Here is a 10,492-nt window from a genome sequence, read left to right as displayed (position 1 = left end):
GGTATTCACGCTTTTTAAGTTTACGGCCTACATAACTGTAAGTCATACCCTTTTCAACAATATTTTTCGCTACGGTATATACATTTTTACGTTTACCATAGTAGCCTTTAGCCTGGTCAAGAATTTTCTTTCTTCTGGCTCTTGATGCTACCGCATTTTTAGAACGTGGCATAAATTTTCAAATTTAAATTCCGTTATCCGGAACAGTGTTGTAATGAGATTTTCTTTCTTAAAGTCTCTTTAGAGATTTTGTAGGTTTACTTCAAACCCAATAATCGCTTCACAAAGTGCATGTTGGCTGGCGATACCATTCCTTTTTTACGAAGGGATCGTTTACGCTTTGTTGACTTTTTCGTTAAAATGTGACGTTTGAAAGCTTTTTGGAAAGTAATCTCTCCTGAACCGGTTACTCTGAACCTTTTTTTTGCGCTTGAGTTTGTTTTAACCTTTGGCATTAAATAATCTTGATGATTACACCCTGCTGGCGTTCCCGAACTGACGGGACACTTATGGAGCCTTGTGGGTAATGTCTCGCTCTTCAAAAAACTTTTACATTTTTTACAAAGCGGCTGCAAAGGTAAAGGAAAAGAAGGTAAAAAGAAACATTAAAGTATCGGTTCTTGCAGATGAAAGCGAAAACTCGATTACTTCAAATACCTGAAACATTGTGCAACCGATTCTTCTATCACTTTATAATTTCCCTTTTCCAGCAATTCGGCTTTAAATAATTGAGAACCTAGTCCCACTGCATTTGCTCCTGCATCAAACCATGATTGTATACTTTCCCGTGTTGGTGATACTCCGCCTGTGACCATCAACTTTACATTTGGCAGTACTGCTTTTACGGCTTTCACAAAAGAGGTTCCCAAAACTTCACCCGGAAAAACTTTAACTATCTCCCAGCCTGCTTCTGTTGCATAGAAAACTTCTTTAACCGTCATACAGCCAGGCAGGTAAGGAATTTTATTTTGGTAGCAGACATCAGACACCGTTTCTATAAAACATGGCGATACAATAAAAGACGCTCCTGCCTCAATAAACGCTTCAGCATCGGAGTCTCTAAGGATCGTTCCTACACCTAATACATAATCAGGAAAATTTGCCAACCGACTTTTAAGCAACTTAAAAGTTCCCAAAGCATTTGCTCCCCGGTTTGTAAATTCAAACGCCCTTATTCCGCCCCCGTAACAGGCATTAAAAACGCCGAGACTTACCTCAGGATTTGAATGATAAAATACCGGAATTAATGGATAATCTAAAACAGTTTGTATAGTTGTTTGCTGGCTCATCTTCTAAATTAGGGACTTGTACTAATGGTTATTTAAGGTAGGTTATCAGCTTTTTGAACACCGCTAAAAATCGTTGCGTCGCACACTTGTACTTTCAACTGTTAATGGGCTTTTTCTTAAAGCTTTTTTATTTTCATTAAAGATCCGTGTTCTCATTTCTGCTTTATCAACAATCTCCATCTTCGCTTGCTTCCGAAGCTGCAAACCCGGTAACGAATAAGGTTTTCTTGATAGGAAGTTTCAAAAAATGAAAATTTAGCCCGGTAAAATTAACTGAAACGCAGACATAAAAAGTTGTACAAATGCTAACCAGGTAAAAACAGCTATTTTCTAAACTGCAAACGCTTTTCGCTATCCCTAAAATAGAATGGAAACTGTACAAGTGTGTGACACAACAATGATAAATTAAAAAACAAATGCTGGTAACCAAAACAACACATTACTATTAAAATGCTTATCAGGTCTGTTGTTCTATTAGCCCAAAAACACCAAAAACTTCTGTGTAAAAGTTTCTACTACTCCTAAACTTCTGTAGCTTATTTTGTTCACATCGATTCGTTAAAAGTTGCAAAAACGGTATAAACGACTGCAAAAATATTGGTATAACCAGTTGATATTTAAAGGCTTACAAGCAGTTTCTGATAATGGTAGTTTCTGTATCTTTTTAAATGCCAAACCGTTATCTTTGCCTCCCCGAAAAAATCGGGACTAAAAAATTTGTAAACCCTCACTAGTATGCAACTGAAAGGTTTGGTGAAGATTTTTGCGATTGCATTAATCTTGATTTGCTTGTACCAACTTAGCTTCACATGGTTCGTTCACAACCATGAGAACAAAATGGAAGAAAAGGCGGCGAAATGGCTTAAAGCCAATTTTCCGGCTCCGGAACAAAAGTACGCCGGAAATAAAGAGCGTCAGGCATTATATGCTGATACGCTTAATAACCTCAAAAGAACTCGTCTTCAACGTTTACTTGATAGTACAAAGAGCGAAAAAATAGTTTTTGGCTTAGGTACGTATCAATATGCAAAAGACCAGGAATTGACATACGGCCTCGATCTGCAAGGTGGAATGAACGTGACAATGGAAGTGGGACTGGATGGTTTAATAAAATCGTTATCAGGTTATAATCGTGATGCCAATTTTACTAAAGCGCTTAACGCGGCTAACGCCAGAAAAGCCAACAGTGGCGCTGATTATATTAGCTTGTTCGCCGAAGAATATAAGAGACTAAACCCGGCCGGCAACCTTGCCTCCATTTTTGCTGCTACAAGTAACAAACGTATTACTTACCAAAGCAGTGATAATGCTGTTGTGGATTACATACGTACAGAAGCAAAAGGCGCTGTAAAAAATACCTTCAACATTCTTCGTACCCGTATTGACAAGTTTGGGGTTACTTCTTCAAATATCAACCTTGACGAGAATAAGGGAATAATCACGGTTGAGTTACCTGGTGTAGCTGATCCGGAGAGAGTTAGAAAATATCTGCAGGCAACTGCAAACCTTCAGTTTTTTGAAGTTTACAATATTGGCGATATTTATCCCTCTTACCAAGCTGCTGAAAAATCTTTAGCAGCTGTTTTAAATGGCACCATCACTACCGATACTGCTGCCACTAAAACCGATACAACCAGTGTTGCCCAAACAACTAACGTTGACACAACCATAACAGGTACGATAAGCGCACTTGACTCTAATAAAACGAGTAAGACACCAACCGTGTCGGCAGCCAAAAACGAAGCTCCCATCAGCTCCATCATGCAGCTTATTCAGCCGCAGCAGGGTAAAGATGGACAGACCCAGTTTCCGGCAGCAATCGGATATATTCAATCTAAAGACACCGGCACTTTCAACAGCTACATGCAAATGGAAGCAGTTAAAAGCAAATTCCCTTCGAACCTTGTCTGGATGTTTGGAAAGCCTGAATCTGAAGATCCTAAAGCTGCGGGTATCTTACCTGTTTATGCAGTTAAAACCGTTGAAGGCGGTGGAGCACTGGCTAAACTGGAAGGTGAGCATGTAAGCGACTCACGCCAGGACTTTGATGAAAGAGGCCGTGTTGCTATTAAGATGACGATGGATAAAGTGGGTGAAAGGATCTGGGCTAAAATGACAGGCGATAACATTGGTAAGCCAATTGCGATCGTAATGGATAATTTAGTTTACAGCGCACCTTTCGTAAATGGCGTTATTCCTAATGGTAGCTCAGAAATTACCGGCAGCTTTTCTCTTGTTGAAGCACAGGATCTAGCCGACATTTTAAAGAGTGGTAAATTACCGGCTCCTGCAAAAATTGTTCAGGAACAAGTGGTGGGTCCAACACTTGGCCAGGATGCAGTGCGTGGTGGTACTACAGCATTCATTGTTGCATTTATCATCATTTTCGCCCTGATGCTTGTTTACTTCAATACAGCAGGATGGGTTGCAAATATTGCCTTGATCTTAAACCTTCTATTTACCGTTGGTATTCTGGCCGCTTTAGGTGCGTCGTTAACTGCCGCCGGTATTGCAGGTCTTGTACTTACCATCGGTCTTGCAGTAGACACGAACGTAATTATATTCGAAAGAATCAAAGAGGAACTTACGAGGGGTAAAAATTATCAGCTCGCTGTTAACGACGGTTACAAGCGTTCTTATGCACCCGTATTAGATGCACACGTAACCGTTTTAATGACTGCCCTCATCCTGTTTTACTTTGGATTAGGACCGGTATTAGGTTTTGCTACAACTCAAATTCTTGGTATTCTGTTATCGTTGTTTTGTGGTATTTTAATATCGCGGTTAGTTTCTGATTGGTACACTAACAAAAACCGACACTTCGAATACTTTACCGGAATTAGCAAAAAGATTTTTAAGCATGCTGCTTTTAAGTTTATCGAATATCGAAAAGTTGCTTACGGTATTTCTGTTGTTGTATTGTTGCTTGGTATTGGTTCATTTTTCAATGGTTTTGATGAAGGTGTTGAATTTAGTGGTGGCCGAAGCTACACTGTGCAATTTGACAGGCCGGTAGAACACGATGCTTTAATGAACAAGCTAAAAGAAGAATACGGCGAATACCCTGTTGTTAAAAGCATTGGTAACGACCGTCAGTGGAATATCACTACATCATATAAGATCAAGGAAACCGGCAATAACATCGACTCACTTGTTGAACTTAAGTTGTTTAACGGTTTAAAGAGTTACTTGCCGCAGGGGTTAACTTATCGTGAATTCGATACCCGGTACAAACAAAGCTCTCAAACAGTTTTACCGACCATTTCGGATGATCTGAAACAAGGCGCCACAACAGCAACAATAGTTTCTATACTGGCAATCTGTTTGTATATCTTCATACGTTTCCGCGACTGGAGATACTCACTGGGAACCATCATAGCATTGTTACACGACGTTTTTGTAACACTTGCGGTATTCAGTTTCTTAAGAGGTGTAGTTCCTTTCCCATTAGAAATAGACCAGCACTTTATTGCAGCTATTCTAACGGTAATAGGTTTCTCAATGAACGACACCGTTATTGTATTTGACCGTATTCGGGAAGACAGCCGTTTAATGAAGAATACAGATAAGGGTACCATTATCAACAAAGCGATTAATGAAACATTAAGTCGTACGATTATGACCTCATTAACTGTGTTCCTCACGATACTTTCACTCTTCATCTTTGGTGGTGAAGTAACGCGCGGATTTGCTTTCGCAATGTTGATAGGTGTTGTCACAGGTACTTACTCATCCATCTTTGTTGCCGCGCCAATTCTAATGGACTTTGCTAAAGACAGGCCATTAGGACAAGCCGATACAGTAGCAGCGAAAGTTGCCCCTGTAAGAGCAAGTGCTGTGTAGAAATATTTATTGTATAATTTTAATAGAGAGAGCTGAACGAAAGTCCGGCTCTCTTTTTTTATGTTCCTGTTTCTATAGAAGTTATTTTAAGTAACAAACATTCGTTGCAGCTGAAACTTTCGTTGCGACGCTCCATTCAATAGTTGTATTTCAGTTTATCTTTTTCAATGTGGTTGTTGGCGTTGCCCATAACTAAAAAGGTTTAATATCTACAATTAAAAATGCTTCACTCACTATAACAATTGTATCTTGGTCTAACGTATACCAAACCTTAGCTTGCTTTATGACGTCCATCCAGAGATCAGTCTACAATCTATTTTACCCACTTGCTTCCCTGTTTTTAATCGCCTATATTATTGTTACAATACAACACTACCATGACTGGGCCGGTTGTATTTTGATGCTATTTTTTACCGCTCTTGCTATCGCATTTAGAGGAAATAAATTTCTAAAGGGTTTATCATTTACAGTTATTATTCTTGCCGTGGTAAGTCTCGCCATGTACTATCCGCAATACTTTGTCACCATCGGCACTTTCCAGCTTTCGGCGCTCATTGTTCCCTTGCTTCAAATAATTATGTTCGGTATGGGAACCGAACTGAGCCTCAAAGATTTTGCACAGGTACTCAGCATGCCAAAAGGAATTATTGTAGGTATTGTTTGCCATTATACTATTATGCCTTTGATCGGTTTCACCGTTGCCAGTCTTTTTAACTTTCCCGGTGAAATTGGTGCCGGCATTATATTGGTAGGTTGTTGCCCAAGTGGTTTGGCTTCAAACGTAATGTCTTACCTCGCCCGCGCTAATCTTGCCCTCTCTGTTTCTGTCACCACCATCTCAACTTTGCTTGCCCCTTTTCTGACGCCTTTATTAATGAATTTATTAGGCGGTAGTTTTGTTGAGATACACTTTTGGACAATGGTATGGGATATCACTAAAATTGTAATCATACCTATTGTAGCTGGCCTGCTGTTCCACTACCTCATTCACGGAAAATTTAAATGGCTCGATAAAGCAATGCCTATTCTCTCTATGGTCGGCATCGCATTAATTCTCACTGTAATGGTAGCCGCCGGACGAGACAATCTTCTAAAAGTCGGAGGGCTGTTGATCATTGCAACTTTCATTCATAACACCACTGGTTTTTTTCTCGGATACTGGTCTGCAAGAGTACTCAAGTTTCCTGAACGTGATTGTCGAACGATAGCACTTGAAGTCGGGATGCAGAACGCAGGTCTCGCTTCGGGCCTGGCATTAACAATGGGAAAAATTGCTACTGTTGGCTTAGCTCCCGCCATCTTTGGACCTATGATGAATATAACCGGCTCATCTATTTCAAGCTGGTGGCATAACCGGGTGCCAAAGGATGAAGAGACAGAAATAAAATCAACCCAAAGCGAAAAGTTACAAGTGCAATAATTTACCAATCAATCTAACTGTTAACTATGTCACGATTAAAATTCCTCTTACTTATTTTTCTGTTGCTGCGATTTTACCAGCAGGCAAAATCGCAGCAAATAACCAAAGAAGAACTTATTTTCCTAACCCCCGAGTGGAAGGGCGAGCGCTTCGCAGATGGTCGTCCAAAAGTGCCTGATAACATTCTAAAACGAATGAAAAGCGTAAGCCAGGAAGAAGCCTGGTCAGTGATGAAAAATGCGGGCTACGGTTACCAGGTAGCGGAAGGTTGGAGGCTAATCAATCCTGACAGTGTGTTAGTAGGAAGAGCAGTCACTACCACCTTCATGCCTGCACGTCCCGATGTGTGGGGAGCTATTGATGCAAGAGGAAAAAAAGCAGGAAAAAAGGGCCAGAATAGCTGGCCGGTAGACCTGTTAGTAAAAGGTGATGTGTATGTAGCAGACCAGTTTGGCGCGCATCGCAACGGCCCGACTATAGGTGACAATGTAGGAAATGCTATCTACGCCAGGTCCGGCAATGGTATTGTATATGATGGAGCACTAAGAGATATTGAAGGCCTGAAAGAAATAGGCGGATTTACCTCATTCTATTCCAGCTATGACCCCTCCTACCACAATCCTCCAGGTGATCTGAATACTATGATCATTGGTATTAATCAGCCCACCCGTATTCGCACAGTTACCGTAATGCCAGGCGACATCGTTTTGGGAAAGCAAGGTATCGTTAGTTTTATTCCGCCGCACTTAGCAGAAAAAGTAGTAACAACCTCTGAAGTTGTTCGTTTGAGAGACATGTTTGGCCATTTGCGTCTAAGGGAAGGAAAATATACAGCAGGACAAATTGATGCACGTTGGTCTGATGAAATTGAAAAAGATTTCTCAAAATGGCTGAATGACCATATCAATGAACTTCCAGTTCCGAAAGAACAGATACAGGAAATTCTTAAAGAACGCACGTGGTAGTAGTTGCAATAGTCAGTTGCAACTCAGTTTCCAGTTTTTAAGTTAAGGCACAGCGTTACTAATTGCAGGCAGTTAGTAACGCTGTGCCTTCATTAGGTATCACCTCAAAACTTCAAACAAAATCGCTCATCTTCAAAATCCTTACATGTCAACGTCAAACTCCAGAAGATCTTTTTTAACAAAGGCAGCAATTGCTGCTGCTTTTGCTCCAATAGCGCCCATAGCAACTTTTGGCCGTGGCATCGAAAGTGCGGTAGAAAAAACGCCAATAACCTCCCCACCTTCAGATTTAAAAATAACAGATATTAAGTGCGGCTACATTAAAGGAAGCCTTTTTGTAAAGATTTATACAAACCAGAATATTTGGGGATGTGGTGAAGGAGTTGACGCCATACCCGGCACATATTACCTGGTGAAAGATTTTGGTCGAAGGCTGGTAGGAAAAAGCCCTCTAAATGTGCATCGACTCTTTGAAGACATACGTAAAGGTGGATTTTTCCAGGGAGCGCAATCCGGAATGTATATAGCGGTCTTGTCTGCCATTGAAACCGCTTTATGGGATCTTACGGGTAAAGCACTCGGCTTGCCAGTCTATCAATTACTCGGAGGTAAGTTCCGCGATAAAGTGAGGGTATACTGCGACACCGCCCTGTATCAACGTAACTTACCCCTTCCAAAAGATTTTGCTGATGCTGCAAGCAAAGCAGTAAAAATGGGTTTCAACGCATTAAAGTTCGATCTCGACCAGGCACAGGATCCCAATAAATACGACCAGTATAATTGGACGGCAAGCCCCGCTGAATTAAAACGCATGGTGGACCAGATTTCAGCAGCGCGACAGGCAGTAGGACCAAACATTGATATCTGTGTGGATATGCATGGCCGTTACGATGCAGTAACTGGTCAGCAGGTAGCCAAATTACTCGAACCACTAAATCTAATGTGGCTCGAGGAACCGATACCCGCCGAAAATGTAGAGGCGTATAAGTTAATAACTGACTCAACCAGCACACCGATTTGTGCCGGCGAAAATCATTACCTCGCTTATGGCTTCAGACGAATGCTTGAAATTGGTGCCGTTGATATTGTAATGCCCGACCTGCAAAAAGCCGGGGGACTAGGCGAAGGTCAACGTATAGCCAACCTTGCTAATTTGTATTATGTTCCTTTTGCGCCCCACATGGTAGCGTCGTTTCTGGGTGCTATGGCCTCTGCCCACGTCTGCGCTTCCGTGCCTAATTTTCTAATTCTTGAATGGCAGTCTTATTTTCATACCGATCCTATGTTTAAGGACATTATTACCTACGATGGAGAATGGGTTAAAAATAGTTTCGTTACAGTTTCAGACAAGCCGGGAATTGGTGTAGAGATAAATGAGGAAGGAATGAAAAAATATGCAATTCCAAATATTCCTTTCTTCGTATAGCAGTTATATAAGCAATAAGTATTCACATTATTTCGGTAGCCAACATTGGCTTCCATGTCATCATTGTTGTGTCACTCACTTGTACTTGTCTATCTTTATTGATCATTCCTTAAACGATGTCGGCACGTACAAATTAAACCCCTATCACTAGTTCTACATTTTAATTTTAATACTCAGCAAAAACTAAACATGAAATTATACAAAACCAAAAAAGGAATAGTTATAGCAAACGACAAGAGTTATTATTTAGTTGTAAACGAAGATTGGGATACATATGTAAATGATGATCGTCTTTATTCAAAAATGGAAAAAGCAACAAAAGAATTAAGTGCAAGCCAGGAAGCAAAAGACTTAATTACATCAGAAATACAGGCACCTATCCAAAGCCAGGAAATATGGGCCTGTGGTGTCACTTATTACCGAAGCAAAGTGGGAAGACAAGAAGAATCTAAGGATTCAGGCGGAGCCGACTTTTATGCAAGAGTGTATGAGGCTGAACGACCTGAGATATTTTTTAAAGCAACCGCATACCGCACAGTTGGTCACGGAGATAAAGTGGCCATTCGCAAAGATTCCACGTGGGATGTTCCGGAGCCGGAATTAACCTTAGCTGTAACTTCCTCAGGAAAAATTATCGGCTATACTGTTGGCAACGATATGAGTTCACGTAGCATCGAAGGCGAAAATCCGCTTTACCTTCCGCAGGCAAAATCATATGATGCCAGTGCCGCCATCGGACCGTGCATTTATGTAACGGACGAACCTTTACCAACAGATACGCAGATACAAATGGAGATACTGCGCGAAGGCAAAGTAGTTTTTGAAGGTGAAGTAGGCATTGATCAAATTAAACGAAAATTTGAAGAGCTGGTTTCTTACCTCTACCGCGAAACATCTTTTCCGTATGGCTGCCTTGTCATGACAGGAACAGGAATTGTACCTTCAAGTGATTTTACATTAAAAAAAGACGATGAGATCAGGATCACTATCCAACACATCGGCACACTAGTTAATACCGTTAAATAATATGAAGCTTACAGGAAAAAATATAATAGGAAATAACCTTTCCCAATTAAGTCAGACCACATTTTATGGAGAAAACCCTTCAACTGGCAAAAAGATAGAACCTGCCTTTTACGAAGCTTCCCCTGCTGAAATAAATGAAGCCATAGAAAAAGCAAGCAAAGCTTTTCAGCAATACCGAAATAAATCAGGTAAAGAAAAGGCAGATTTCTTAGACGCTATTGCAGAAGAAATTCTTGCTATTGATGATTTAATCAGCCGTGCCTGTGAAGAAAGCGGTTTGCCTGAAGCAAGAATTACAGGCGAACGTGGAAGAACTGTCGGGCAGTTAAAATTGTTTTCGGAACTGCTCCGTGAGGGCTCATGGCTGGATGCACGAATAGATAATGCAGACCCTAACCGCAAACCGCTTGCTAAAGTGGATATCCGCAGCATGCAAAAAGCTTTAGGGCCGGTGGGCGTTTTTGGAGCTTCTAACTTTCCTCTTGCATTTTCAGTTGCAGGTGGCGACACGGTTTCTGCATTA

At 40.9% G+C, this 10,492-nt stretch carries 9 protein-coding genes; 6 read left to right on the top strand and 3 right to left on the bottom strand.

Annotated elements, in window-relative coordinates; translation table 11 throughout:
• From JWR87_RS19415 to JWR87_RS19405, 3 genes are all read right to left on the bottom strand, one after another.
• The coding region (locus JWR87_RS19415; RefSeq protein WP_297823408.1) for a 50S ribosomal protein L20 at window positions 1–172 on the bottom strand (172 nt) is incomplete at its 3' end.
• An 85-nt stretch (window positions 173–257) separates the two neighbouring features.
• Window positions 258–455, bottom strand: a complete 198-nt coding sequence (gene rpmI, locus JWR87_RS19410) for a 50S ribosomal protein L35 (protein ID WP_297823406.1) — start codon at window positions 453–455, stop codon at window positions 258–260.
• A 189-nt stretch (window positions 456–644) separates the two neighbouring features.
• Complete coding sequence (locus JWR87_RS19405; protein ID WP_297823403.1) at window positions 645–1,289, bottom strand: bifunctional 4-hydroxy-2-oxoglutarate aldolase/2-dehydro-3-deoxy-phosphogluconate aldolase; 645 nt, start codon at window positions 1,287–1,289, stop codon at window positions 645–647.
• 735 nt (window positions 1,290–2,024) lie between these two features.
• Here JWR87_RS19405 and secDF point away from each other — a divergent pair.
• From secDF to JWR87_RS19375, 6 genes are all read left to right on the top strand, one after another.
• Window positions 2,025–5,132, top strand: coding sequence for a protein translocase subunit SecDF (gene secDF, locus JWR87_RS19400; protein WP_297823401.1), 3,108 nt, complete (start codon window positions 2,025–2,027; stop codon window positions 5,130–5,132).
• Window positions 5,133–5,415: 283 nt separating this feature from the next.
• Window positions 5,416–6,552, top strand: a complete 1,137-nt coding sequence (locus JWR87_RS19395) for a bile acid:sodium symporter family protein (protein WP_297823399.1) — start codon at window positions 5,416–5,418, stop codon at window positions 6,550–6,552.
• 26 nt (window positions 6,553–6,578) lie between these two features.
• Window positions 6,579–7,517: an RraA family protein gene (locus JWR87_RS19390; RefSeq protein ID WP_297823397.1), complete on the top strand. Its 939-nt coding sequence runs from the start codon at window positions 6,579–6,581 to the stop codon at window positions 7,515–7,517.
• 145 nt (window positions 7,518–7,662) lie between these two features.
• Window positions 7,663–8,943: a mandelate racemase/muconate lactonizing enzyme family protein gene (locus tag JWR87_RS19385; protein WP_297823395.1), complete on the top strand. Its 1,281-nt coding sequence runs from the start codon at window positions 7,663–7,665 to the stop codon at window positions 8,941–8,943.
• 189 nt (window positions 8,944–9,132) lie between these two features.
• On the top strand, window positions 9,133–9,969 hold the full coding sequence (locus JWR87_RS19380; RefSeq protein ID WP_297823393.1) for a fumarylacetoacetate hydrolase family protein: 837 nt from the start codon (window positions 9,133–9,135) through the stop codon (window positions 9,967–9,969).
• A gap of 1 nt (window position 9,970) precedes the next feature.
• A partial coding sequence (locus JWR87_RS19375) for an aldehyde dehydrogenase family protein (RefSeq protein ID WP_297823391.1) occupies window positions 9,971–10,492 on the top strand: 522 nt, incomplete at its 3' end.

The sequence above is a fragment of the Segetibacter sp. genome (assembly GCF_025963695.1).
In the GTDB taxonomy this organism is placed as follows: Bacteria; Bacteroidota; Bacteroidia; order Chitinophagales; family Chitinophagaceae; genus Segetibacter.
Note: the sequence above shows the minus strand (reverse complement) of the source record. Positions and strands in the feature narration are given on the sequence as shown.

What these genes read in the sequence shown, in the direction of transcription:
- rpmI (WP_297823406.1), bottom strand. Translation starts at nt 455, where the DNA reads ATGCCAAAGGTTAAAACAAACTCAAGCGCAAAAAAAAGGTTCAGAGTA.
- JWR87_RS19405 (WP_297823403.1), bottom strand. Translation starts at nt 1,289, where the DNA reads ATGAGCCAGCAAACAACTATACAAACTGTTTTAGATTATCCATTAATT.
- secDF (WP_297823401.1), top strand. Translation starts at nt 2,025, where the DNA reads ATGCAACTGAAAGGTTTGGTGAAGATTTTTGCGATTGCATTAATCTTG.
- JWR87_RS19395 (WP_297823399.1), top strand. Translation starts at nt 5,416, where the DNA reads ATGACGTCCATCCAGAGATCAGTCTACAATCTATTTTACCCACTTGCT.
- JWR87_RS19390 (WP_297823397.1), top strand. Translation starts at nt 6,579, where the DNA reads ATGTCACGATTAAAATTCCTCTTACTTATTTTTCTGTTGCTGCGATTT.
- JWR87_RS19385 (WP_297823395.1), top strand. Translation starts at nt 7,663, where the DNA reads ATGTCAACGTCAAACTCCAGAAGATCTTTTTTAACAAAGGCAGCAATT.
- JWR87_RS19380 (WP_297823393.1), top strand. Translation starts at nt 9,133, where the DNA reads ATGAAATTATACAAAACCAAAAAAGGAATAGTTATAGCAAACGACAAG.